This is a genomic window from Kitasatospora albolonga (assembly GCF_039535905.1).
Lineage (GTDB): Bacteria > Actinomycetota > Actinomycetes > Streptomycetales > Streptomycetaceae > Kitasatospora > Kitasatospora albolonga.
In genome coordinates this window covers 1-22797 of record NZ_BAAAYB010000050.1, presented here as the reverse complement: position 1 = coordinate 22797, position 22797 = coordinate 1, and the positions used below count along the sequence as shown (strand labels likewise).

General features: G+C 72.4%; 18 protein-coding genes. 5 read left to right on the top strand and 13 right to left on the bottom strand.

Annotation, left to right across the window (positions count from 1 at the left end; translation table 11 throughout):
- Nucleotides 1-22: 22 nt before the first annotated feature.
- From ABD946_RS12360 to ABD946_RS12345, 4 genes are all read right to left on the bottom strand, one after another.
- Nucleotides 23-1282 (bottom strand): glycoside hydrolase 5 family protein, encoded by a 1260-nt coding sequence (locus ABD946_RS12360; protein WP_345282942.1) that lies wholly within the window; start codon nucleotides 1280-1282, stop codon nucleotides 23-25.
- A complete protein-coding gene (locus ABD946_RS12355; RefSeq protein ID WP_345282940.1) occupies nucleotides 1279-2181 on the bottom strand; it encodes a carbohydrate ABC transporter permease in 903 nt (300 codons plus the stop codon). Before ABD946_RS12355 ends, ABD946_RS12360 begins: the two co-directional genes overlap by 4 nt.
- A 5-nt stretch (nucleotides 2182-2186) precedes the next feature.
- Nucleotides 2187-3059 carry a carbohydrate ABC transporter permease gene (locus ABD946_RS12350; protein WP_345282938.1) on the bottom strand — a complete coding sequence of 291 codons (873 nt, stop codon included), beginning with the start codon at nucleotides 3057-3059 and terminating at the stop codon, nucleotides 2187-2189.
- 95 nt (nucleotides 3060-3154) lie between these two features.
- The gene (locus tag ABD946_RS12345; protein ID WP_345282937.1) at nucleotides 3155-4432 is read right to left on the bottom strand and encodes an ABC transporter substrate-binding protein; all 1278 of its coding nucleotides are present in this window, start codon (nucleotides 4430-4432) and stop codon (nucleotides 3155-3157) included.
- 117 nt (nucleotides 4433-4549) lie between these two features.
- On the opposite strand from ABD946_RS12345, the gene ABD946_RS12340 reads away from it, so the two are divergent.
- From ABD946_RS12340 to ABD946_RS12325, 4 genes are all read left to right on the top strand, one after another.
- Nucleotides 4550-5575 carry a LacI family DNA-binding transcriptional regulator gene (locus ABD946_RS12340; protein WP_345282936.1) on the top strand — a complete coding sequence of 342 codons (1026 nt, stop codon included), beginning with the start codon at nucleotides 4550-4552 and terminating at the stop codon, nucleotides 5573-5575.
- Nucleotides 5576-5698: 123 nt separating this feature from the next.
- Complete coding sequence (locus tag ABD946_RS12335) at nucleotides 5699-8119, top strand: endo-beta-N-acetylglucosaminidase (RefSeq protein WP_345282934.1); 2421 nt, start codon at nucleotides 5699-5701, stop codon at nucleotides 8117-8119.
- Nucleotides 8120-8162: 43 nt separating this feature from the next.
- On the top strand, nucleotides 8163-12353 hold the full coding sequence (locus tag ABD946_RS12330) for a glycoside hydrolase family 38 N-terminal domain-containing protein (RefSeq protein ID WP_345282932.1): 4191 nt from the start codon (nucleotides 8163-8165) through the stop codon (nucleotides 12351-12353).
- Nucleotides 12350-13087 carry a DUF7158 domain-containing protein gene (locus ABD946_RS12325; RefSeq protein WP_345282930.1) on the top strand — a complete coding sequence of 246 codons (738 nt, stop codon included), beginning with the start codon at nucleotides 12350-12352 and terminating at the stop codon, nucleotides 13085-13087. Before ABD946_RS12330 ends, ABD946_RS12325 begins: the two co-directional genes overlap by 4 nt.
- A 3-nt stretch (nucleotides 13088-13090) precedes the next feature.
- On the opposite strand, the gene ABD946_RS12320 is transcribed toward ABD946_RS12325, so the two are convergent.
- Nucleotides 13091-13981 carry a LysR family transcriptional regulator gene (locus ABD946_RS12320; protein ID WP_345282928.1) on the bottom strand — a complete coding sequence of 297 codons (891 nt, stop codon included), beginning with the start codon at nucleotides 13979-13981 and terminating at the stop codon, nucleotides 13091-13093.
- 136 nt (nucleotides 13982-14117) lie between these two features.
- Here ABD946_RS12320 and ABD946_RS12315 point away from each other — a divergent pair, with 136 nt between their 5' ends.
- Complete coding sequence (locus ABD946_RS12315; RefSeq protein WP_345282927.1) at nucleotides 14118-14819, top strand: flavodoxin family protein; 702 nt, start codon at nucleotides 14118-14120, stop codon at nucleotides 14817-14819.
- Nucleotides 14820-14877: 58 nt separating this feature from the next.
- Here ABD946_RS12315 and ABD946_RS12310 read toward each other — a convergent pair whose 3' ends face one another.
- The 8 genes from ABD946_RS12310 to ABD946_RS12275 form a co-directional block, all read right to left on the bottom strand.
- The gene (locus ABD946_RS12310) at nucleotides 14878-15786 is read right to left on the bottom strand and encodes a serine hydrolase (RefSeq protein WP_345282925.1); all 909 of its coding nucleotides are present in this window, start codon (nucleotides 15784-15786) and stop codon (nucleotides 14878-14880) included.
- A gap of 53 nt (nucleotides 15787-15839) precedes the next feature.
- Nucleotides 15840-16109 carry a DUF6253 family protein gene (locus ABD946_RS12305; RefSeq protein WP_345282923.1) on the bottom strand — a complete coding sequence of 90 codons (270 nt, stop codon included), beginning with the start codon at nucleotides 16107-16109 and terminating at the stop codon, nucleotides 15840-15842.
- Nucleotides 16106-16915 (bottom strand): maleate cis-trans isomerase family protein, encoded by an 810-nt coding sequence (locus ABD946_RS12300; protein ID WP_345282921.1) that lies wholly within the window; start codon nucleotides 16913-16915, stop codon nucleotides 16106-16108. Before ABD946_RS12300 ends, ABD946_RS12305 begins: the two co-directional genes overlap by 4 nt.
- Nucleotides 16916-16926: 11 nt before the next feature.
- Nucleotides 16927-17607, bottom strand: a complete 681-nt coding sequence (locus ABD946_RS12295; RefSeq protein ID WP_345282919.1) for a transglutaminase-like domain-containing protein — start codon at nucleotides 17605-17607, stop codon at nucleotides 16927-16929.
- Between the two features lie 28 nt (nucleotides 17608-17635).
- Nucleotides 17636-18754, bottom strand: a complete 1119-nt coding sequence (locus ABD946_RS12290; protein ID WP_345282917.1) for an acyl-CoA dehydrogenase family protein — start codon at nucleotides 18752-18754, stop codon at nucleotides 17636-17638.
- Nucleotides 18755-18852: 98 nt separating this feature from the next.
- On the bottom strand, nucleotides 18853-19227 hold the full coding sequence (locus ABD946_RS12285) for an ectoine synthase (protein ID WP_345282915.1): 375 nt from the start codon (nucleotides 19225-19227) through the stop codon (nucleotides 18853-18855).
- A gap of 98 nt (nucleotides 19228-19325) precedes the next feature.
- On the bottom strand, nucleotides 19326-19592 hold the full coding sequence (locus ABD946_RS12280; protein WP_345282912.1) for an acyl carrier protein: 267 nt from the start codon (nucleotides 19590-19592) through the stop codon (nucleotides 19326-19328).
- A complete protein-coding gene (locus ABD946_RS12275) occupies nucleotides 19589-21058 on the bottom strand; it encodes an AMP-binding protein (RefSeq protein ID WP_345282909.1) in 1470 nt (489 codons plus the stop codon). Before ABD946_RS12275 ends, ABD946_RS12280 begins: the two co-directional genes overlap by 4 nt.
- Between the last annotated feature and the right edge of the window lie 1739 nt (nucleotides 21059-22797).

The following is a 22797-nucleotide window of genomic DNA, read 5'->3' as shown; positions in this document are numbered from 1 at the left end:
GGGTGAGGGCTCCCTGGAGTGGTCAGCGGACGTCGTCGACTGTGAGGATCTCGGTGATGCCGCGCGCGGCCAAGTGGGCCTCGTCGTGCACGCGTTCGAGCAGGAGGGCGGTCGGGCGGGCACCGTCGGCGGCGAGCGCGGCGAACGCCTCGAAGTACGGGCCGCCGGGTGCGCAGACCGAGCGCTTGGGCGCCTCCCGTTCGCCGCCCACGTCCAGCACCAGCGCGGTGCTGCGCGGGGCCGGCGGCCGCCAGTCGGCCCGGGCCTCGGCGACCGCGGCGGCCAGCGCCAGGCCGGCCGGCTTGGGGCGCCGGTCGTTGGTCAACAGGCCGAGGGTGTACTCCAGTTCGGGGAAGTCCGCGAGCGAGCGGCTGACGTCGTGGGAGCACCACCAGGTGATGCCCCACAGGTCCGGGCAGTCCAGCGCGGCGGCCACCGTGGCGGCGGTGAAGCGGTCCGCCCGCCCGGGCGGGACGTGCGGGGCGGGGGCGCCGACCTCCTGGAGCCAGACCGGCCGGGCGGGGTCCTCGGCCCAGGCCTTGGCCAGCTCGATCAGGTAGGCGGCGTGGCCGGTGGTGGCGGGGGCGTCCGGGCCGTGCCGCTGGGCGGTGCCGTTGAAGACCCAGGAGTGCACGGCGGTGGCGCCGCCGATCCGGGCCGCCTGGCCGGGGGTGAAGGGGTGGTCGTCCTGGTGGTACGCGGCGTCGTACTCGGCGTGCACGTGCAGCTTCCCCGGGGCGCCGCGCTCGCAGGCGGCCAGCATCCGGGCCAGCCAGTCCTCGGCCTGCTGAGGGGCGATCAGGTCCGGGTCGGGGTGCGGGCCGGAGGAGAACTGGTTGATCTCGTTGCCCACCGTCATGCCGAGGAAGTTCGGCCGGCCGGCCAGGGCGGCGGCCAGGGTGCGCAGGTACTCCTCCTGGGCCGTCGTCACCTCTGGGTCGGTGAAGATGTTCCGCCGGTGCCAGGTCTGGGTCCAGGCGGGCAGGAAGTCGAAGCTGGACAGGTGGCCCTGGAGGCCGTCCACCGCCACGTCCAGCCCGCGTTCGGCGGCCGCGTCCACCAGGTCGGCCAGCTGCTCCACGGCGCGCGGGCGGATCAGGGTGCGGTTGGGCTGGAACAGCGGCCAGAGCGGGAAGACCCGGAGGTGGTCGAGGCCGAGCGCGGCGATCGAGTCCAGGTCCGCCCGGACGGCGCCGGGGTCGTAGTCCAGCCAGTGGTGGAACCACCCCTCGCTCGGTGTGTAGTTGACGCCGAAGCGCGGTACGGCAGTTGACCTGGTCAACCCTTCACTGCTCCTTCCTCGACCCCGCGGAAGAAGAACCGCTGGAGGGTGGCGAAGACGACGACGATCGGGAGGAAAGCGATCATGGTCCCGGCGGCGATCAGCCGGGGGTTGGCGCTGAAGGTGCCGTTCAGGTACTGGAGCCCGACGGTGAGGGTGTACTTCTGCGGGTCGTTCAGCACGATCAGCGGCCAGAGGAAGTCGTCCCAGGCGCCGATGAAGGTGAAGATGACGACCACGCTGAGCATCCCGCGCACGTTCGGCAGCCCGACGTGCCACAGGCGCTGCCACACGTTGGCGCCGTCCACCAGCGCGGCCGCGTCCAACTCCGGCGGCACGGCGGCGAAGGCGGTGCGCATCAGCAGCACGTTGAGCATCGCCAGCGCGCCGGGCAGCGCCACCCCGAGCAGGGTGTCGGCCAGCCCCAGGCCGCGCACGGTGACGTACTGGGAGACGATGGTGACCTCGCCCGGCAGGATCAGGGTGGCGAGGAAGAGGCCGAGCAGCAGCCGGCCGCCGCGGAAGCGCAGCCGGGCCAGCGCGAAGCCGGCCAGGGTCGCACCGACGGCGTTGCCGAACACCGCGACGGCGGCCACCAGCAGGGAGTTGGCGGCGTAGGTCCAGACCGGGATGGTGTCGGCGACGGCCCGGTAGTTGGCCAGCGTCGGGTGCTCGGGGAGGAAGGCCGGGGTGCGGGTGTAGATGTCCTCGGCCGGGCCCTTGAGCGAGGTGGAGAGCTGCCAGAGGAAGGGGCCGACGGTCAGCAGGAGGACCAGCAGCAGCAGCGCGTAGCGGACGGCGTTCCCGGACGGGGAGGGGGAGTTGAAGCCACGGCGGGCGCTCCGGACGGTGCGGGCGGTGCGGGCGGTGCGGATGGCGGGGCCGGTACGGGTGGGCATCGTGCTCAGACCGCCTTCCGGTTGAGCCGGGCCAGCAGCAGCATCGGCGCCAGGGTGATGGCGAAGAGCAGCAGGCTGAGCGCGGAGGCGTAGCCGAGGTGGCCGGTGAAGCCGCGGCTGTACATCTGGATCAGCATCACCACCGACATGTCGCGCCCGCCCGGCCCGCCGGTGCCGTTGGAGAGCACGTACAGCTCGGAGAAGACCCGCAGCGCGGAGACCGAGATCAGGACGGAGACCAGCAGCATGGTCGGGCGCACCCCGGGCAGGGTGACGTGCCAGAACCGGCGCAGCGCGGAGGCCCCGTCCACGGCGGCCGCCTCGTGCAGCTCGCGGCCGACGTTGGCCAGCGCGGAGAGGTAGATGACCATGTAGTACCCGAGGCCCTTCCAGACCGTCAGGGCGATGGCGCTGAGCAGCAGCAGCCACCGGTCGGTGAGGAAGGGGACGGGGGCGGTGACCACCCCGAGCTGCTGGGCCAGGCCGTTGACCACGCCCCGGTCGTCCAGCACCCAGCCCCAGATCAGCGCGACCACCACGGCGGAGGCGATCACGGGGGTGTAGAAGGCGGTGCGGAAGAAGGTGATGCCGGGGAGGCGGTGCTGCACCAGCAGGGCGAGCAGCAGCGGGAGCAGGGTGAGCAGGGGGAGGCAGACCAGCAGGTAGACGATGCTGTTGACCAGTGCGTCGGCCAACTGCTCGTCGCTGAAGGCCCGTTCGTAGTTGGCGAGGCCGGTGAAGTGCCCGCCGCCGAGCGGCTTGGCGTTGGTGAAGGAGAGCACCACCGTGTTGAGGGTGGGCCAGAGGTTGAAGACCGCCAGCCAGATTACGGCGGGGCCGGCCAGTAGCCAGGGGGTGAACCAGCGGCGGTGGGTCATCCGTTCCTTCCTGGGGCCGGGGGGGCGTCGGGGTGGGGGGCGGAGCCGGGGGTGCGTTGGGGGCGCGGCCCGGCTCCGCCTGACCTGGGGGTGCGTCAGTTCTTGAGCAGCTGGTTGCAGCGGGCCACCGCGGTGTCCAGGGCGGCCTGGGAGGTGGTGTCCCCGCTGATCGCCAGGGCGATCTGCTGGTTGATGACGTCGCTCATCGCGTCCTGCACCTGGACGGGCTGGAGCATCTTGGCCTTGGCGAGCGAGCCGAAGGCGATCACCTTGGCGTCGCTCGCGTTGGTGCCGTCGCTCTTGGCGAAGTACGGATCGCCCGCCGAGGCCTTGGTGGAGGGGAAGATGCTGGTCAGGTGGGCGAAGGCGGCCTGGTTCTCCGGGCTGGTGACCCAGCGGGCCAGCGCGATCGCGGCCGGGGCGTTCTTGGTGGACTTCGCCACCGAGACGCCCTGGACGTAGAGGGGCGGGGTGCCGAAGGCGGCGGAGGGCACCACCTTGGGGGCCAGCGTCGGGTTGTCGGTGGCCAGCGAGGTGATCAGGTTGCCGCCGCCGGTGGTCCAGGCGACGGTGCCGGCGGTGAAGAGCTTGGAGTTCCCCGCGTACTTGTCGGTCAGCACGTCGCGCGGGAGCAGGCCCTCCTTGAAGGCGGCCCGGTACTTGTCCAGCAGGGCGGCGGCCTGAGGGGTGTTGAAGGTGAAGCTCTTCCCGTCGGCGGCCATGATCGGCACGCCCTCGTTGGCCAGGTCGCCGAGGCCGGGCTTGCGGCTCATCAGGTAGGCGTCGGCTCCCGCCTTCTCCTTGAACACCCGCGCCTGGGCGATGAGTTCGTCCAGGTTGGTGGGGAGCTTCCGGGGGTCCAGGCCGTACTTGGCGAGGAGTTCGGAGTTCCAGTAGTTGACGTCGGTGTTGAGGTACCACGGGTATCCGTAGGCGCCGTCCTGGCCGGGGAAGCGGTAGGCGTCGATGCCGCCGGCCACGTACTCCCCGGTCAGCTTGGGGTCGGACGTGGCGAGGTCGAGCAGCAGACCCTGCTTGGCCAGCGGGAGGGCGAAGTCGGGCGGGAGGTTGACCACGTCCGGCAGGGTGCCGCCCGCCGCCTGGCTGAGCACCTTGTCCGAGTACCCGTCACCGGGCTGGTCCAGCCACTCGACCTCGGTGCCGGGGTACTGCTTCTGGAAGCCGTCGATCACGCCCTGCACGTAGGCGGTGAACTTGGGCTTCAGCGCCCAGGTCTGGAGCGAGACCTTGCCCTTGACCTCGCCGCCGACGGGGACGGTGTCGTAGCTCTTGCTGTCGTTGCCCAGGCCGCAGCCGGTGAGGGCGGCGGTGGCGAGCACGGCGGTGGCCAGTGCCGCACGGATTCGTCTCATGAGGGTTCCGGTGTCCGTCCTGCCGAGGGGTGGAAGAGGAACGTGCTAAACCGGTCTAGTGACGTCGGGGAGCATGCTCCTGGCTAGACTCCGGTGTCAAGAGAGAGGTCAGGTTCGATGGGCAGACCGACGATTGCCGACATCGCCCGCGAGGCGGGGGTCTCCAAGGGCGCGGTCTCGTTCGCGCTCAACGGGCGGCCGGGGGTGAGCGAGGCCACCAGGCAGCGCATCCTCGCGGTGGCGGAGCGGATGAACTGGCGCCCGCACAGCGCCGCGCGGGCGCTCGGCGGGGCCCGGGCAGGAGCGGTCGGGCTGGTGATCGCGCGCCCGGCCCGGACCATCGGGGTGGAGCCGTTCTTCGCCCAGCTGCTGTCGGGTCTCCAGGCCGGGCTCTCCGCCCGCTCGGTGGCGCTGGAGCTGATGGTGGTCGAGGACACCGCCGCCGAGACCGAGGTCTACCGCCGCTGGGCGTCCGAGCACCGGGTGGACGGCCTGGTGGTGGTGGACCTGCAGACCCGGGACCGGCGGATCGCCGTGCTGGAGGAACTCGCCCTGCCCACCGTGGTGCTGGGCGGCCCCGGTGGCCACGGCACGCTGTCCAGCGTCTGGGCCGACGACCGCGAGGCGATGCTCTCGATCGTGGACTACCTGGCCGCGCTCGGGCACCGCCGGATCGCCCACCTGGCCGGCCTGCCGGCCTTCCAGCACACCCAGCGCCGGATCCGGGCCGTGCGGGACGCGGCGAAGCGGCTCGGCCTGGAGGCCGTCTCGGTGCCCACCGACTTCAGCGACGCGGAGGGCGCGGCGGCCACCCGGGCGCAGCTGGCCAAGGCGGCCCGGCCGACCGCGCTGGTCTACGACAGCGACGTGATGGCGCTGGCCGGGCTGGGCGTGGCGGCCGAGATGGGGGTGTCCGTGCCGGGAGAGCTCTCGGTGGTCTCCTTCGACGACTCGGTGCTGACCCGGGTGGTGCACCCCGCGCTGACCGCCCTCACTCGGGACACCTTCGCGCTCGGCGAGCAGGTGGCCCGCACCCTGCTGTCGGCCGTGGACGAACCGGGGCGGCAGGCGGTGCTGCAGATGCCCACGCCGCGCCTGGTGGTCCGGGAGAGCACGGCCCGCTGCATGACCCCGCACCCTTGACAGGGACAGCTAAAGCGATTTAGGTTCCCGCCCAGCCCGGCCGCACACCTCGACGGCCGGGCCACAGCGCCATCCGCACCAGCCCACCCTCTCGGCGTCCCCTCGCCGGATCGGAGCACTCGGATGAGACGAACCCTTCTGCCCCTGCTGCTCAGCGCCGCCCTGGGCACCGCCGCGCTCGCCGTACCGCAGGCGGCTGTGGCGGCTCCCGTCGCAGCGGCGGGGAACCAGCCCTACGCGTCCTACTGGCACCCCAGCACCATCCTGAACTGGGACCCGGCCGCCGACCCCGACGCCCGCTTCAACCGCTCCAAGGTGCCGCTCCAACCCCGGTTCTCCGACCCGCAGTTGAAGGCCAACCCGAACGCCAGGGCGGGCGAGGGCAAGGTGGTCTCGCTGGTCTCCTTCGGGCCCACCTCCAACAACCCCTCCCAGGGCTCCGCCAGCCCGAACTACTACGCCTTCAGCCACTGGCAGTACGTCGACACCCTGGTGTTCTGGGGCGGCTCCGCCTCCGAGGGCCTGATCCTGGCCCCCAACTCCACCGTGATCGACGCCGCCCACCGCAACGGCGTGAAGGTCTACGGCACCGTCTTCTTCCCGCCGGCCGCCTACGGCGGCCAGCTCCAGTGGGTGCGCGACTTCGTCCAGAAGTCCGGCTCCACCTACCCCGTCGCCGACAAGCTGGTGCAGGTCGCCCAGCAGTACGGATTCGACGGATGGTTCGTCAACCAGGAGACCGGCGGCGGCGATGCGGCCCTGGCCACCGAGGTGCGCAACACCATGCGGTACGCCAGGTCCAAGGGCGCCGTCGACTTCATGTGGTACGACGCGATGACCGAGGGCGGCTCGGTGAGCTGGCAGAACGCCCTCACCTCGGCCAACGACGCCTTCCTCCAGGAAGGCTCGCAGCGCACCTCCGACTCGATGTTCCTGAACTTCAACTGGAGCTCCTCCGGGCTCAACTCCTCGAAGAACCTGGCCCGTTCGCTCGGCCGCAACGAGTTCGAGCTCTACTCCGGCATCGACACCGAGGCCAACGGCTACAACACCTCGGTGGACTGGGCCTCGCTCTTCCCTGCCGGTCAGCCGCACACCACCTCGCTCGGCCTCTACCGCCCCGAGTGGACGTACAACTCCTCGTCCTCCCGGGCCGATTCGCACGCCCGCGAGGCGCGGTACTGGGACGGCGCCAACGGGGACCCCTCCAACACCACCACCTCCTCGTCCTGGAAGGGCCTGGCCACCTACGTGCCGGAGTCCTCCCCGGTGACGGCCAAGCCCTTCGTCACCTCCTTCAACGGCGGCCAGGGCGACTTCTGGAACTCGGCCGGGACGCGGGTGAGCCCGACCGGCTGGAACAACCTCTCGCTCCAGGACGTCCCGCCCACCTACCGCTGGCTGGTCTCCTCCTCCGGCAGCAGGCTCACCCCCTCGGTCGACTTCACCGACGCCTACGAGGGCGGCTCCTCGCTGCGCCTGTCCGGCACCCTGGACGCCGTCAACACCCTGCGGCTCTACCAGACCCGTCTGCCGGTGGCCGCCGACACCAAGCTCTCGGTGGTTCTGAAGACCCCGGCCGCCGGGGCCTCCAACCTCAAGGCCGCGGTGGCCTTCAGCGACGCACCGACCACCTTCGTCCCGCTCGACCTCGGGGCCACCACCGGCACCGGCTGGGAGCACAAGACCCTGGACCTGTCGGCGTACGCCGGACGGACCATCGCCCAGCTCGGCCTCCAGGTCACCGGCAGCGCCGCCTCCTACGATGTGAAGGTGGGTCAGCTCGCGGTCCACGACGGCGCGGTGGACGCCCCCGCGGCGCCCTCGGGCCTGACGGTGCTCGGCTCCACCGACGTGACCGCCGCGCAGAAGTCGCTCCGCCTGGCCTGGACGGCCTCCTCGGGCGGCGCCCCCGTGCACCACTACGAGGTCTACCGCCGCAACGCCGACGGCAGCCGCACCCTGCTCGGCGCGACCCCGAACGACGCGCTCTTCGCGCCCCGGCTCGACCGGGCCGGCAGCGAGACCACCACCACACTGGAGGTGGAGGCGGTCTCGACCGAGTACGGCCGCTCGGGCGTCGCCACCACCACGGTCACCTGGGGCGGCACCACCCCGCAGACCAACCTCGCCCTCAACCGCCCCGCCACCGCCTCGGGGACCTGCAACGCCAACGAGGGCCCGGCCAAGGCCGTCAACGGCAGCGCCTCGGGAGGGAACGGCGACAAGTGGTGCACCCTCACCTCCACCAAGTGGCTGGAGGTGGACCTCGGCGCGGCCAAGCCGCTCTCCAGCTTCGTGGTCAAGCACGCGAGCGCGGGAGGCGAGAGCACGAGCTACAACACCCGCGACTTCACCGTCCAGGTCCGCAACGCCACCACCGACGCCTGGACCACCGCCGTCACGGTCACCGGGAACACCGCCGGCACCACCACCCACCCGGTCAGCCTCACCGCCCGGTACGTCCGGCTGGTGGTGAGCAAGCCGACCCAGACCACCGACCCGGCCGCCCGGATCTACGAGTTCGAGGCCTGGGGCTCCTGACGCCCCGTCCGCGTTCGAGGTGACGAGAGAGAGGACCAGCCCCGTGCCGGTCAGCATCACCGCCGTCGAGTCCACCGACCTGTTCACCGGCACCGCCGAGGCCCCGCGCCAGCTCCTGCGGGTCACCCTGGACGGGCCGCCCGCCGTGGTCACCGTGACCGGGCCGGGGGTCGAGGGCGCCGCGGCCGGCACGGGGACGGTCGAGGTCCCGCTCGACCTCACCGCCCACCCGGTGGGCACCGAACTCCCGGTCACCGTACGGGCCGGGGACGCCCTGGCGGCCGCCAGGGTGGTGGTCGCCGAGCCCGGCTGGACCATGTACATGGTCTCGCACTTCCACTACGACCCGGTCTGGTGGAACACCCAGGCCGCCTACACCTCCCCCTGGGAACTGCTCGCCGGGGACGCCACCACCCGGCCGCTCTGGGAGCGCAACGGCTTCGCCCTGATGGAGGCCCACCTCGACCTGGCCCTGCGCGATCCGGACTACCGCTTCGTGCTGGCCGAGGTCGACTACCTCAAGCCCTACTTCGACCTCCACCCCGAGCGCCGAGCCGAGCTGCGGCAGTTGACGGCCGAGGGCCGGGTGGAGCTGGTCGGCGGCACCTACAACGAGCCCAACACCAACCTCACCGGCGCAGAGACCACTATCCGCAACGTCCTCTACGGCATCGGCTACCAGCGCGACGTCCTCGGCGGGGACCCGCGCACCGCCTGGCAGTTGGACGTCTTCGGCCACGACCCGCAGTTCCCCGGGCTGCTCGCCGAGGCCGGGCTCACCGGCAGCGCCTGGGCGCGGGGGCCCTTCCACCAGTGGGGCCCGATCCAGAAGAACTTCCGGGAGGCCAAGGACGACGCCACGGTGATGCAGTTCCCCAGCGAGTTCGAGTGGCTCGCGCCCTCGGGCCGGGGCGTGCTCACCCACTACATGCCGCACCACTACTCGGCCGGCTGGTGGATGGACAGCTCGCCGGACCTGGCCGCCGCCGAGGCGGCGGTGTACGGGCTCTACCGCAAGCTCAAGCCCGTCGGCGCGACCAGGAACCTGCTGCTTCCGGTCGGCACCGACTACACCCCGCCCAACAAGTGGGTCACCGAGATCCACCGCTCCTGGGCCGCCAAGTACCTCTGGCCGCGCTTCGTCTGCGGCACCCCGCGCGACTTCCTGGACGCCGTCCGTGCCGAACTCGCCTCGTCGGGACGGGCCTTGAGCCCGCAGAGCCGGGACATGAACCCGGTCTACACCGGCAAGGACGTCTCCTACATCGACACCAAGCAGGCCCAACGGGCCGGCGAGACCGCCGCCGTGGACGCCGAGAAGCTCGCCACCCTGGCCGCCCTCCAGGGCCTGGGCCGCTACCCGGCCGCCGCCCTGGACAAGGTCTGGCGCCACCTCGCGTACGGCGCGCACCACGACGCCATCACCGGCTCCGAGTCCGATCAGGTCTACCTGGACCTGGCCGGCGGCTGGCGGGAGGCGCACGATCTGGCGGTAGGCGTGCGGGACGCGGCCCTGGCCGCGCTCACCGGTGCGGTCGACACCCGGGGGGAGGGGCTGGCGGTGGTGGTCACCAACACGCTCTCCTTCGACCGCTCGGGCGTGGTGCGGGTGCCGCTGCCGGAGGGCGTGACCGGCGGACGGCTGCTGGCGCCGGACGGGGGAGCGGAGCTGCCGAGCGCCGTCCGGGACGGCGAGCTGTGGTTCCGGGCCGAGCAGGTCCCGGCGCTCGGGTGGCGCTCCTGGCGGCTGCTCCCCGGCCCCTCCGCCCGGCCGCTCTGGTCGGCGGCCGAGGGCACGACCGCCGCGAACGCGCGCTACCGGGTGACGGCCGACCCGGCGCGTGGCGGCGCCCTGAGCAGCCTCCTGGACCTGCGGTGCGGGCGCGAGCTGCTGCAGGAGGGGCGGGTCGGCAACGAGCTGAGGGTCTACCAGGAGTACCCGCAGCACCCCGACTTCGGTGAGGGGCCCTGGCACCTGCTGCCCAAGGGGCCGGTGGTCGGCTCCGCCGCCGGGCCCGCCGCGGTGCGGCGGGAGACCGGGCCGCTGGGGGAGCGCCTGGTGGTCACCGGAGAGGTGGACGGTCTGGCCCACCAGCAGACCGTCACCCTCTGGGCCGGGGAGGACCGGATCGACTTCCGCACCACGGTCGTGGACCACCGGGGCGCCGACCGGCTGCTCCGGGTCCGCTTCCCGGTCGAGCTGCCCGGCGCCCTGCCGGTCAGCGAGGTGGCGGACGCCGTGATCGGCCGCGGCTTCGCCCTGCCGGACGTGGACGTGGCCGAGGCGCCCTGGACGCTCGACAACCCCGCCAACACCTGGTTCGGCCTCGGTTCCACCGCCAGGGTCCGGCTCAGCGCGCCGGACGGCTCGGCGCTGGGCGAGCGGGCGATCGGGGTGGCCGAGGTGGTCGTCCCCTCGCTGGAACGGGCGCGGGAGGCGCGGGAGTTGGTCGTCGCGCTGGCCCGCTGCGGGGTGACCGCGACCACCGCCGGCGCCGACTGGGCGCGCTACGGCTGGCTGGAGGTGGACTCCAACCTGCCCGACGTCCGGATCGTCCTCGGCGGGCCCGAAGTCAACCCGCTGGCCGCGGAGTTGCTGGCGTCGGCCGGGGACGCGCACCGCGCCGTCCTGGCCGAGCACGGGCGGGTCTGGGTGCCGGCGCACAAGCCGCTGCGCGAGGTCTGGCAGCCCAACGCCGACCTGCGCGGGCCGCGGGCGCTGCCCGTCCTGATCCTGGCCGACCCCGCCTCGGTCCCGCTGGACGGCGCGGTGATCGATGCCGTCAGCCCCGACGGGCCGCTGCCCGAGGCCGAGCGGCTCACCGACCACACCGTGGCCCTGCTCAACCGCGGCATGCCCGGCTTCGCGGTGGACCCGACCGGCGCCCTGCACCTCTCCCTGCTGCGCTCCTGCACCGGCTGGCCCTCGGGCGTCTGGATCGACCCGCCCCGGCGCACCGCCCCGGACGGCTCCTCCTTCCAACTCCAGCACTGGACGCACCAGTTCGACTACAGCCTGGTCTCCGGCGAGGGCGACTGGCGGGCCCTGCACCTGCCCTCCCAGGGGCAGGAGTACAACCACCCGCTGCTGCCGGCCGTGCTCCCGGCCCGGGCCGGCACCCTGCCGGCCTACCACTCCTGGCTGCGCGTCGAACCGCAGCGCGAGGTCCGGCTGAGCGCGCTGAAGCCGACCGGGAACCCGCACGCGCACGGCTCGGCCGCCCCCGCCGATCCCGCGAGCGGCGTCACGCTGCGCCTGGTGGAGTCCACCGGCCTCGGCCGGGCGGCCACCCTCTCCGGCGCGCTCACCCTCACCGACCCTCACCGGGCCGACCTGCTGGAGCGTCCGCTCGCCCCGGTCGCGCTCCCGCTCGCACTGGACGGTGCCGGGATCGTCACCCTGACGGCCCGTCCGGCCGCGCCCGAGGCCCCCGGCGGTGCGCTGCTCGGCCCGGCGGCGGAGACGGCCCAGCCCGTCCACTCCCGCTACTGGCTGCACAACCGGGGCCCCGCTCCGCTCGGGTACCTCCCGGTCTCGGTCGGCCTGACGCCCGGCCTGGTCCCCGTGGCGGACGGCGCCCCCGTCGAGCTCTCCGCCGTCCTCGCCTCCCAGCTGGTGGACGCCGAGGTGGAGGGCACCGCGGAGGTGATCGCCCCCGAGGGATGGGGCGTGAACCCGCGCCGCCGCCCCTACCGGCTCGCCGCCTCCGGCCACGTCCGCTTCCCGGTCACCCTCGCGCCGCCCGCCGACGCCGCGCCCGGGCTGTACTTCGTGGCGGTCCGGACCGAGCACGACGGTCAACTGGTCGAGGACGTCTGCACGGTGGCCGTCGGTGTCGACCTGCCTTCGCCCGGGCCCGCGCCCGAGGAGTGGTCCCAGACCAAGGGCACCACCGCCACCGAGGGCCGGGACACCGGGCTCACGGTCGACGTCGCCGCGGACACGGTGCGGGTCGCGCCCGGCGGCCGGGCCGAGCTGGTGCTGCGGCTGGCGAACCGGACCCGGGGCGAGATCCGCGGCGAGCTCCAACTGGTCTCCCCCTGGGGGAGTTGGGAGCTGCTGCCCGACCCGGTGCGGGGCTTCCACATCGCGGGCGGTGCCACGGCCGAGGTCCCGTTCACCGTCCACGCCCCGACCGGCAGCGCACCGGGCACCTTCTGGGCCGTCATCAAGGTGATGTGGTACGGCCGCTGCCAGTACGCCCCGACCGTCGAGTTGGTGGTGTCCCCGTGAACGGCCCCGCCGTCCCTGGCGCCGCCGGCGGTCACGGCACCCACGGCACCCACGGCGCCCCGTCCGTGCTGGGGCTGCTCGACGGGCGTCCGATCCCGCGCACCGGGCTGGACCGCCGCCTGGCGGCGCTGCGCTCCGGCCCGCGCTCCTCCGCCCTGCCCGCCCCCGGCAGCGCCGAGGACCGCCAACTCACCCGCTGGGTGGCCCAGGTACTGCTCACCGAGGAGCTGTGCGCCGCCGTCGCCGCCGAGCGCGGCCTCGACCTCGCCGAGCCCGGCCCCGTCCGCCTGGACCAGCGCGCCGCCGTGGAGCTGGGCTCCATCACGGCCGCCGCCTTCGAGGGCAGCGCCGCCGTCCGCGCCGTCTACACGGCCGTCACCTCCGCCGTTCCCGCCCCGCCCCCACCGCCTCCGCAGCCGGTCGATCCGCTCTGGCAACTGGCCACCCCGGACGGAGAGTTCGAGGCCGCGCCGGAGAGCCTCCCGGCCGCCCTCGCCGCCGCCCTGCGCGCCGCCCCACCCGGCACCCAGGTCACCGCCGACGGCTGGACCGCCACCCTGGTGGGCCTGCGCTCCCGCCCCGCCACCACCCCCACCGCCGACCCCCACGGAGCCGCCCGCCGCCTCACCTTCGCCCGCTGGCTCGACCACACCCGCGCCACCCGCCTGACCCTCGTCCCCGGCCTGGAACACCCCGGCGACCCGTCCCAACCGGACAACCACCACCGGCACTGAGGGTCACCCCGCCGACGCCTCCCGGAGCAGCAACTCGCGCAGGGCGAGGGCGGTTTCGGAGGGATCGGCCGCGGTGAGCACCACCTGCTCGGCCGCGGTCGACGGCCCGGTCAGCGGTACGGCCCGCAGCCCGGGCGGAGTCACGTCCAAGGCCGACTCGACGGTGATGCCGATGCCCGTGCCGGCCGCCACGTGGGCCGCGATGGCGTGCACGCTGTCGGCGGTGCGGATGATGCGCAGGTCGGCGCCGCCGATCCGGAAGGCGGTCAGCAGGCGGTCGCAGAGGCCGCTGTTGACCTGGTGCGGCCAGGTGAGCAGGCTGCTGGCGGAGAGCTCGGAGGTGCTCAACTCACGCTGCCGGGCCAAGGGATGGGTGGCGGGGAGCAGAGCCACGAACCGCTCCGTGGAGAGTGCGGTGGCGCTGACCCCGGTGACCTCGCCGAGCGCCCAGGCGACGCCCAGCCCGAGGGTCCCGGCCCGCAAGGCGGAGACCTGGGCGGCGGTGGACATCACCTCCGGCACGATCGTCACCTCCGGGAACCGCTCGCGCAGCAACGGCAGGCAGCGCAGCAGGAGTTGGTGGCAGGTGTACTCGGCGTGCGCGACCACGAGAGTGGTGTGGGCCCGCTCGCCCGCCGCCAGTGCGCGTCCGCGCTGCTGGAAGCGGAGCAGCTGCGCCAGCGTGGCCCGGGCCTCGGGCAGCATCGCCTCCCCGAGCTCGGTCAGCGAGACCCGGCGGCTGGTGCGGTGGAACAGCCGCCCGCCCAGGCTCCCCTCCAGCCGTCGGACCGCCTCGCTGACGGTGGGCTGCCCCCGGTGCAGCCGGGCGGCGGCCCGGCCGAAGTGCAGCTCCTCGGCGACGGCGACGAACGCTTCCAACTCGATCCTGTCCACGGGAGCCACGCTACCCCGATCGATCGCCGCGGCCGATCGCTGCGGTCCGCAGATCGCCGTTGATGGCCCGTCAGCCACGGGGTGTGATGGACGGCGAGAGCGAAGGACCGACGAACGGAAGCGGTGAACAGCTGTGATGACCTCGCACGATCTGGACGGCACTCCCACGGTGACCCTGGCGGTGGTGTACCACTCCATCCACGGACACACCGAGGTGCTGGCCGAACACCTGGCGGCCGGGGCCCGGTCGGTTCCGGGGACGGAGGTGCACCTGGTGCCGCTGCGCGCCGCGGACGTCAACGCCGGCCGCTGGTACGACCCGGAGGTGATGGCCCTGCTGGAGCGGGCGGACGCGATCGTCTTCGGGTCCCCGACCCTGATGGGCAGCGTCTCGGCGGTGTTCAAGGCCTTCATGGAGGCTGCCTTCACCCCGTTCACCACCCAGGCCTGGAAGGACAAGCTGGCCGGGGCCTTCACCATGTCGGCCTCGCAGAGCGGCGACAAGCTCACCGTCCTGGAACAACTCGCCGTGTTCGGCGCCCAGATGGGCATGCAGTGGGTCGGCGTCGGCGACATGCCCGGCAACAACTGGAGCGGCGGTAGCCGCGACGACCTCAACCGCCTCGGCTCCTGGCTCGGCCTGATGAGCCAGAGCCACGCCGACCAGGGCCCCGAGAGCGCCGGCTCCCGCGGCGACCTGCTCACCGCCGAACGCTACGGCGAGCGGATCGCCCGCCTCACCCAACGCTGGGTCAACGCCGTCCCCTACGAGACCCCCCGCATGACCGAACACGAGGCCCGCGCTCTCTCCGCCTCCCTCCGCGCGCCCGGCTCCTGACAGCACCTTCGGTGGACCCCTCGGGCCCGCCCCGTAGGAGGCCGGGACCGCCGTCCGGTCACCCGCTCCCGGCGAGGGTGGCCACGGCGAGGGCCGCGGCGGTGCCGATGGCGGTGCTGATCGCGGCGTCGTCCGCGCCGGGGGCGGAGCGGGTGAAGACGGCGGCGGCGTAGTGGCGGCCGTCGGGGAGGGTGACCACGCCGGCCTCGTTGCGGACGATGCCGAAGAGGCTGCCGCTCTTGGCGGCGACCCGGGTGGGTGGGCGGAAGGCGCTGCCGAGGCGGTGGCGGGTGAGTTGACGGGCCATCACCGAGCGGACCCGGGCGCAGGCGGCGGGCGGTCCGGCCCGGTCGGTCCAGATCAGGGCGAGCAGGCGGGCCATGTCGCGCGGGGTGGTGCGCAGCGGGGAGCGTGCCGGGTCCAGGGTGCGGGAGGCGAGCAGCAGCCGGTCGGCCTCGGCGTGCTGTAGGGGAGTGGCGGTGGGGGACCAGCGCTGGAGGTCGGCCCAGTCGGCCCGGCCGAGGTCCTCGCCGACGGTGTCGAGCATGGTCCGCAGGTCGGAGCCGAGCACGGTGCCGGCGAGGCCCAGCCGTTCGGCGGTGGCGTTGACGGAGGCGGTGCCGACCCGGCGGAGCAGCTCGTCGGTGGCGGGGTTGTCGCTGACGGTCAGCATCAGCACCACCAGGTCCCGCAGGGAGAGTTCGACGTCGTCCGCCAGCAGCGAGAGCCCGGTGGGCCCGTCGGTCCGCTCCCCGGCCCGCAGCACCACCCGCTCGCGCGGGTCGAGCCGGCCCTCGGCGAACCAGGTCTCGACCTCCAACGCGATCTGCACCTTGCTCACCGAAGCCGCCACCACCGGCGCCTCGGCGTCGAGCGCGACCTCACCCTCACCGCCGACCTCCAGGACACACAGCGCGCCCTCGCAGCCGGCCGCCTCGAAAACCGCTCGGATGTCGTTCCCCGTCATGACGCCGATTGTGCCGGACGCCCCCGCCCGGGGAGGGGGCGGGGGCGAGGGGGTCAGGACAGCTGGGCGTCCGAGAGGGGGCGGACCGGGGTGAGGGCGGTGACCTCGGGGGTGGTCACCGGGGGGACCGTGCGGGTCTCGGTGCGGTCGGCGTAGCGGAGGAACTGCGGGAGGCGGTCGACCCGGCGGAGGTGACCCTTGATCAGGGCCAGGCCGTGCACGTGCTCGCCGTCCTCGCGCCAGCAGACCAGCGGGACGCGGTAGGTGTCGCCCTCGGGGGTGCCGAAGACCGCCTCGTAGGACTGGGCGTCGAGCAGGCTCATGCCGCGCCCTCCTTCGGGGAGACCGAGAACAGGTGGCCGTAGTCGGTGACGGCGGCGGCCAGGTGGGCGGCGTCGGCGAGGTGCAGGGCGTGCCACATGAGGACCTGGTTGGCCGTCAGGACGTGGAAGCCGAGCTCCTCCTCCAGGGGCCTGATGGTGCCGACCGCGCGGATGCCGTTGCCGGCCACCAGGACGGCGTCCGGGCGGTGCGCGGCGACGGTGGTGCGGATCCAGGCGGAGAGGTTCTCCGGGGTGATCGCCTTCTGGTTCGAGGGCAGCCCGCACGGGCCGTGGTGGATCACCTGGTAGCCGAACTCCTGGAAGTAGTCGGCTCCTTGGGTGGAGAGCGCGTCGTCGAACCAGGGCGGGTTCACCACCGCGATCCGCCGGGCGCCGAGTGCGTCGAAGGCGGCCCGGGCGGCCTTGGTGGTGCCGGTGAGCGGCAGTCCGCGGGTGACCGGCAGCAGCCGCTCGTAGAGCTCCTGCTCGCCGGCGGCCTTGAGCGCGTACGAGGAGGAGGTGAACCCGAGGGTGAGGGCGTGCAGCGGGGAGGCGGCCAGCAGCTCGACCGCCTGGTCCAGATAGGGGGCCTGGACGAAGGAGCGGATCGGGTCGTGCGGGATCTTCTCGTCCATCTCGCCGCCGGCCCTCATCGCGGCGAAGTGGATCCGGGAGCCGTGGATGGTCACCGACTCCGGTGCGAGGGCCTGGAGTTCGGCCTCCGGGCCGACGTCGGCGTGCGGGACGACGACGCCGATCCGGGTGGAGGCGTCCCAGCCGTCGAGGGGCGGGGGAGTGCTGCTCATTGTCGCTCTCCTCAGTGGGTGGGGACGGTGGCCTCGTCGGCCAGCCGTCCGCCGGACACGGTGCCGGTGCCGGTGTCGTCCAGGAACTTGGGGTGCTTGCGGCGCATGTTCGCCAGCACGAAGTCGTACGGCAGGTCGTCGAAGGCGCCGTGGTCGGTCAGGAACTCCATCGAGCCGCCGCCCTCGGCGGTCGGGTGGTAGAGGCTGTCGGTGCGGCCGTCGAACTCCAGCGGCTGCATCCCGTAGAGCTTGCAGAGCAGCTTGTTGAAGACCGGGGTGGCCTTCACCCACTTGCCCTCCAGGTGCACCTGGGTGAGCGAGTGGAAGAACACGTCGCTGCCGATGTGCTCCAGCAGCCGGGGCGAGGCGAGGTGGTTGCGCACGTCGCTGTAGAGCAGCCGGGAGGGGATGCCGACGGCCCGGACGGCGGCCGCGTAGAGCACCGACTTGTGCATGCAGAAGCCGGACTTGGTGGTGACGGTGTTCGAGGCGCGCAGGCCCTCGGGGGTCAGCGGGGCGCCGTAGACCTCGTAGAAGACGCCGTCGCGGACGGCGTAGTAGAGCTCGACCGCCTTGGTGACCGGGTCGGCGGAGCGGTCCTTGACGGCGTGGTCGACGAAGGCCTGCACCTCCTCGGTCTGGTGGTCCAGGAAGGCGGTGGGGAGTATGAGGTGGTCCAACTGCTCGGTCATGACGGGAAGTTCCTCTCGGAGGGCCCTCTCAGAGCCCGAGAAGGGTGGCGATCCGGTTGCGCTGGATCTCGGAGGTGCCGGAGTAGATCGTCCCGGCGATCGAGTTGCGCAGGTCGCGCTCGATGCCGTACTCGGTGAGCACGCCGCGGCCGCCGTGGATCTGCACCGCGTCCAGCGCGGTCTGGAGGTTGGCCTCGGAGACCACGGTCTTGGTGGCGGCGAGGTCGAGGGCGGAGTCCTCGTTGCGCTCCACCTTGGCGCCGGTGTCGGTCAGCCACTTGCGGGCGGTCTCGACCCGGATCTTCATGTCGGCGATCTTGTGCGAGACGGCCTGGTAGTCGCCGATCGGCCGGCCGAACTGGTGACGCTCCTTGGCGAAGGCGATGGTGGTCTCCAGCCGCCTGGTCATCTCGCCCAGGGTGAGCGAGAAGCCGAACAGCACCTCGCGCTTCATCACGTGGTCCAGCACCAGGAAGCCGGTGCCCTCCTGGCCGACCCGCTGACGGACCGGCACCCGCAGGCCCTCGAAGGAGAGGGTGCCGATGGGGCTGGTGCGCAGACCGATCTTGTCCATCGCCGGACCGACCGTCAGGCCGGGGGTGCCGGCCTCCACCAGCAGGGTGGTGAGGCCGAACGGACCGGGCCTGCCGGTGCGGACGTAGAGCAGGAAGAGGTCGGCGACCGGCGCGTTGGTGATGAACATCTTGCCGCCGTCGACCACGTAGTGGTCGCCCTCGCGGCGGGCGGTGGTGGTCAGGTTCATCGCGTCCGAGCCGCCGCCGCTCTCGGTGATGGCGTGCGCGGTGACCGCCTCGCCGGAGGCGATCCGGGGCAGGTGCTGCTCCTTCAGCTCCGGGCTTCCGAAGCGTTGGAGGGGCACTCCGACCGAGACGATCTGGGTGGAGGCGGAGAAGGAGAGCCCGGCGTCGTGCGAGACGTACCCGAGGCCCTCCAGGGCGCGCATGGTGGCGGTCAGGCCGTGGCCGGCGCCGCCGTACTCGGTGGCGACGTGGGTGCGGAGCAGACCGGTCTCCCGGAGCACCTCCCACTTGTCGCGCGGGAACTCCCCGGCGGCGTCCGACTTCGCCAGGTCGGCGTTGAGCCGGTCGGCCCAGGGCGCGGTGAGCTGGTACAGGTCCTCGGTCACGTCAGGCTCCTCGGGTGGGTCGCGCGCGGGCCGGGTCCGCCGGCCGCTCGGGTCGGGCCCGCCGCCAGGGGGTGCGGCGGGCCCGGGTGCGGGGCGGATCAGTACTGCGAGAACCCGTCCTCGGAGAGGGTGTGCTTCTCGGTGCCGACGATCGGCGGGTTGAAGATCGAGACCAGCAGCAGGTCCTCGTCGTCCGAGGCGATCAGGTAGTGCGGGTCGTGCTGGTCCAGGACGTAGATGGTGCCCTTGGTGATCTTGTGACGGGTGCCGTCCTTCTCCACGACCTCGCCGGAGCCGCCGACGCAGTAGCAGGCCTCCAGGTGGTTGCGGTACTGCAGCGCACTGGAGGTGCCCTTGCGCACCAGGGTGTCCGCGACGGCGAAGCCCATGCCGTCGGACTTGGTGAGCAGGCGGTGGCTGGTGCCGTTGCCCCACTCGACCGGGGCGACGTCATCGAGGCTGCGAACGAACATGTCTGTCTCTCCTATGCGAAACGCGGAAGGTGTTCCGTGTGGGTGGTGGGGGTGCCGGTGGCGCGGTGGAACGGTGACGCGGTGGAACGGAGGGTGCGTCAGACGGTGGCGGGGCTGTGCTCGAGGATCAGCGCCACCATGGAGTCGATGGTCCGGAAGTCGTCGGGGGTGAAGTCCAGGTCGTCGACGGGGAGTCGGTAGGCCTCGGTGAAGTGCGACAGCAGGCGCACCAGGCCCAGGCTGTGGAGCACGCCGGACTCGATCAGGTCGTAGTCGCCCGTCAGGTCCGAGGCGTCCTCGCCGGCCAGGAACTCGGCCGCGACGTAGGTGCGGACCTCGTCGGCGATCTCGGTGCTGCTGCTCATGTGTCGCTCTCCTTCAGGCGGTTCTGCTTGATGAGGTTGCGGTCGGGCTTGCCCGTCGAGGTGCGGGGCAGGGCGGTGCCGGTGACGTGCACGGAGCTGGGGATGGCGTGGCGCGGAAGGTGGCGGCCCAGGTGGGTGCGCAGCCGCAGACCGGTGAGCGGGGTCCCCGGCCGGTGGGTGACGTGGGCGTGCAGGCGGACCCCGGCCTCCGGGTCGGGCAGCGGGACCACCACCGCCTCGGCGACGTCCGGGTGGGCGGCGATGACGTTCTCCACCTCCTGGAGGTTGGTGCGGATGCCGCGGACCTTGACGTGCCAGTCCGCGCGCCCCTCCAGGAAGTGACGGCCGTCCGGGGCCCGGCTGACGATGTCGCCGGTGCGGTAGAAGACCTTGCCGTCGAGCTCGGTGAAGGCCGCCGCGTTCAGCTCCCGGCGCAGGTAACCGGTGGTCTGGAACGGTGTGCTGACCAGCAGCTCGCCGCTCCCGGGGCCGTTGATCCGCCGGCCGTCCGGGTCCAGGACCAGGGCGTCGGTGCCGCGGATCGGCCGGCCGATCGGCATCGGGCCGGACAGGTCGGCGAGGTCCAGCCGGTGGATGAAGGAGTCGTTGGTCTCCGTGCACCCGAACACGTTGTGGAACGCCGCCCGGGGGAAGGCCGGTGCGGTGCGGCCGAGCAGTTCGGCCGGCATCCGGTCGCCGGTGAAGACGGTGTGCCGGACGGTGCGGAAGACCCCGGCCCGCTCGAGCATCAGCCGGTACATCATCGGGACGCCCTGGAGGAAGCTGACGCCGTGCCGGGCCACCAGCTGGGCCAACTGCTCGCCGTCGGTGGACCGTTGACGGTCGACCAGGACCACGGTGGCGCCCAGCCGGAGGAAGGCCCAGACGTCCAGCAGGGCGAGGTCGAAGTTGAGCGGGGCGTAGGACAGGGCGGTGTCGTGGGCGGAGAGCCCGAACTCCTCGGTGGCCCAGTCGGCGAAGGCCTCGAAGCCGTCCTGCTCGATCGGCACGATCTTCGGCGTGCCGGTGGAGCCGGAGGTGGTCAGCAGCAGCCTGGTCCGGGCCGGGTCCGCCACCGCGAAGCCCTCGGCCTCCAGCTCGTCCGCCGCGACCGGGGCGGCGGCGAGGGCGCCGTTCTCCTCCGCGGTGAGCACCCGCACCGCCCGGGCCTGCCGGGCGAGGCGGTCGAGCACCTCGTGGCCGAGGTCGGGCGAGGGGGCCAGGGCGACGTGCCCCCGGCCGGCCAGGGCCAGCAGAAGGGCGACGGTGCGCGGCGTCTTGTGGGCCGGCACGCAGACGGTGCTGCCTTCCGGCAGCGCCAGCTGTGCCAGCTTCCTGCTCAACTCCTCAGTGAGAGTGAGCAGTTGGCCGTAGGTGACGGCCTGATCGTGGTGGTGGAGTGCGATCTGGTGGGGCCGAGTGCGGCCGTGGGAGGCGACGGTCTCGGCGAGGCGGGACGATGGCACGGCGGGATTCCTCGCGGTCGCAGCCTGGGGCAGTCGGGGTGCCGTTCGGCTGTTCGAATCGTGCGCTGTCGAGAGAAAAGTTAGCCGAGCAGGTACATGCTTGGTCAAGCATCCACTTGGCGAAGTGGTTGTGACGCGGACCACTCAACTTGCTTGTGCAAATAAAAATGACCCCGAACGCCGAGGCGTGTCGGCGGGCTCAAGCGTGACTGCGAGGGCCGGGCAGCGTCAGCCGCAACGGCCGCACGCGCTAACGCCCTGCCCGAGACCGGAGGGCCCACGGCGTGGATCGTGCGGTGAAGGTGTTATGAGCGCGGAGGAGGAGCACCTCGCGTAGGAAAACCAAGCGGCAGAGGCCTGCGCCGCCCTGGTAGCAAGCTGCCGGCCCTCGTCGGCTGATGACGCCGTAGACGCCCGACGTGTCCGACGGGCCACAAGGTACTGGAAGGTCGAAAAGCTAGCCGGCACCGTCCCTCACCTTCCTCAGGCGGCTCAAACACGGAGGTGTGTCACCGAGGACTGGCCGAGACTCGGACCTTTGTCGGCCAAGGTCCTGCTATGCAGCAGCTGCATGTGGTCGCGGCAGTGCTCGGAGGTGCTCCAGGGAGACGTGACTCAGGACAGTCCATATCCCGTGCTGCGCTGCACGGGCCAGGGCCAACTCGCGCTCCACGCAGGAGCTGGGCAGCGTGAGCACGCGGTTCCACACACCGCGATGTGCGCTGGATGGTGAGGTAGAGGACAACGGGTGGAGAGTTCGGCCATGGTGCTCCTCGGGGTTGCTGCGTCTCCCGGTGAACTGCCGTTTGGGCGATACATGCTCATGCAATTGCTGCTGGCGGTCGAGGCACGGTCGGTTTTCTCGGCCCGCGTACTGACACGGAAGCAGCCCGGACCGACACATCGGAAGTGGGTGACTCCGGCATTCCTCCCGGATTGCGACGAGAGTGCGTAGGGCACTACTTTCCAGCAGGTGGAAAACGGCAGCGCGACGCTACTTACTGTGAGGGAAGCCCGAATTGACAAAGCGCGACGTTTGTAAGCAGCCACGGAGCGGGACCAACACGACAGAGCAGGCGAGTGCCATCCCGTCGCCAGCTATCTCAGGACACAACTAGGTTCGCCCCACTTCACGCCGATCCGCGACCAGCGCAGGTGGGCACACGCGTATGGTACGCCCTGCTCGGCACCCTCCCGGCAGAAAGTCGGTGTGCGCCGCACTCGGTTTCACGATGCTGGCAGCGACTCGCCCCACACACGGCGGCCCCGCACGGCGCTGCACCCAGTTCGTCACACGCGCAAGCACCCGCCATGGCGGCGAGCCGGCCTCACTCCTCGACCGGCCGGAGACAGTGCCGACACCCGAGGACCGGGCAGTGTCCGCGTGGGCTCTGACGGTCTCGCCCCGGTGGACCTGCCCAAGCGTCGGGACAAGTCTGCGCGCGTTCACGCCGACATCACTGTCCCCGGCGCCGGACGCACCGTGTCAACTGCCAGCCGTGGCGCGCACAACGAGACGTTCTCATGTCCACCGACGCGGGCAGACCTCCCGGTCGGCTGGCGGCTGCTGCTCCCCGAGTCATGAAGGGCGGCCGCACACTGCACAGCGAGCAGGCCCGGATCCCGTCGCGCAGTCACGGACACCACAGAGCGAGGAGTCCTGCGGCCTGGTCGACCTAGACGTTGGGCCCGCTTAGCGCCACGCGCCGTGCCGCTGTGGGGGAGCCTGACGTGATACC

What these genes read in the sequence shown, in the direction of transcription:
- ABD946_RS12355 (WP_345282940.1), bottom strand. Translation starts at nt 2,181, where the DNA reads ATGCCCACCCGTACCGGCCCCGCCATCCGCACCGCCCGCACCGCCCGC.
- ABD946_RS12350 (WP_345282938.1), bottom strand. Translation starts at nt 3,059, where the DNA reads ATGACCCACCGCCGCTGGTTCACCCCCTGGCTACTGGCCGGCCCCGCC.
- ABD946_RS12345 (WP_345282937.1), bottom strand. Translation starts at nt 4,432, where the DNA reads ATGAGACGAATCCGTGCGGCACTGGCCACCGCCGTGCTCGCCACCGCC.
- ABD946_RS12340 (WP_345282936.1), top strand. Translation starts at nt 4,550, where the DNA reads ATGGGCAGACCGACGATTGCCGACATCGCCCGCGAGGCGGGGGTCTCC.
- ABD946_RS12335 (WP_345282934.1), top strand. Translation starts at nt 5,699, where the DNA reads ATGAGACGAACCCTTCTGCCCCTGCTGCTCAGCGCCGCCCTGGGCACC.
- ABD946_RS12315 (WP_345282927.1), top strand. Translation starts at nt 14,118, where the DNA reads ATGACCTCGCACGATCTGGACGGCACTCCCACGGTGACCCTGGCGGTG.
- ABD946_RS12310 (WP_345282925.1), bottom strand. Translation starts at nt 15,786, where the DNA reads ATGACGGGGAACGACATCCGAGCGGTTTTCGAGGCGGCCGGCTGCGAG.
- ABD946_RS12305 (WP_345282923.1), bottom strand. Translation starts at nt 16,109, where the DNA reads ATGAGCCTGCTCGACGCCCAGTCCTACGAGGCGGTCTTCGGCACCCCC.
- ABD946_RS12300 (WP_345282921.1), bottom strand. Translation starts at nt 16,915, where the DNA reads ATGAGCAGCACTCCCCCGCCCCTCGACGGCTGGGACGCCTCCACCCGG.
- ABD946_RS12295 (WP_345282919.1), bottom strand. Translation starts at nt 17,607, where the DNA reads ATGACCGAGCAGTTGGACCACCTCATACTCCCCACCGCCTTCCTGGAC.
- ABD946_RS12285 (WP_345282915.1), bottom strand. Translation starts at nt 19,227, where the DNA reads ATGTTCGTTCGCAGCCTCGATGACGTCGCCCCGGTCGAGTGGGGCAAC.
- ABD946_RS12280 (WP_345282912.1), bottom strand. Translation starts at nt 19,592, where the DNA reads ATGAGCAGCAGCACCGAGATCGCCGACGAGGTCCGCACCTACGTCGCG.